General features: G+C 65.5%; 1 protein-coding gene. It reads left to right on the top strand.

The window, feature by feature from the left end:
- Window positions 1-57: 57 nt before the first annotated feature.
- Window positions 58-942, top strand: coding sequence for a beta-keto acid cleavage family enzyme (locus AC1DS3_RS38980; protein WP_183034932.1), 885 nt, complete (start codon window positions 58-60; stop codon window positions 940-942).
- The last annotated feature ends 85 nt before the right edge of the window (window positions 943-1,027 follow it).

The raw sequence follows: 1,027 nt of genomic DNA, 5'->3' as shown, positions 1-1,027 counted from the left end.
ACACCAAGACACCAAGACACCAAGACACCAAGACACCAAGACACCAACACGTTCACCATGCATAGCAGAAAGACCATCATTACCTGCGCCGTCACCGGCAATATCGTTACCCCAGAGCAACATCCCGGCCTGCCGGTGACGCCGGCGCAGATCGCCACGGCGGCGCTGGAGGCGGCCGAGGCGGGCGCGGCCGCAGCCCATATCCATGTGCGCGACCCCGAGACCGGGCGTCCTTCGATGGCGCTCGAGTACTACGCCGAGGTGATCGAGCTGATCCGCAAGCGCAACAAGGCGCTCATCATCAACCTGACCACCGGCCCGGGCGGGCGCTTCGTGCCGGGCGAGGACGAACCCCGCAACGCGGCCCCGGGCACCACCCTGGTCCGTCCGGAAGTGCGCGTCGCGCATATCGCCGCGCTGCGCCCCGATGTGTGTTCGCTGGACCTCAATACCATGAATTCCGGCGCGGACGTGGTCATCAACACGCCCCGGAACGTACGCAAGATGGCGGCCATCATCCGCGAGGCGGGCGTCATGCCGGAGCTTGAAATCTTCGACTCCGGCGATCTCCACATGGCGCGCGACTTCATCCAGGAAGGCGTGCTGGACGGCCCCGGCCTGTGGACCTTCGTGCTCGGCGTGAAATACGGTTTCGCGGCTACGCCGGAAACCTTGTTCTACGCGCGCAATATGCTGCCGCCGGGCGCGCACTGGTCCGCTTTTGGCGTTGGCCGGGCGGAGTTCCCGATCGTGGCGCAGGCATGGCTGGCGGGCGGGCATGTCCGGGTTGGCCTGGAGGACAACATCTACCTGGAGAAGGGCGTGCTCGCCCCGGACAACGCAGCGCTGGTCGCCAAGGCGCGCGACATCATCAAATCGCTGGGCGGCGCGCTGGCGTCGCCGCACGAGGCCCGGGCCACGCTCGGCCTGCGGGCGGCATGAACGAACAGACCAACGCATACACAAGCGCAAGCACGAACGCAAGCACGAACACATACACAAACATCATCATGAACACTATCCGCCG

It is taken from the genome of Cupriavidus sp. 01L46 (genome assembly GCF_056399905.1).
The sequence above is the reverse complement of the archived record's forward strand: the minus strand, read 5'-3'. Positions and strand labels throughout refer to the sequence as shown.

Coding starts and splice junctions, on each gene's coding strand:
- AC1DS3_RS38980 (WP_183034932.1), top strand. CDS start 58: ATGCATAGCAGAAAGACCATCATTACCTGCGCCGTCACCGGCAATATC.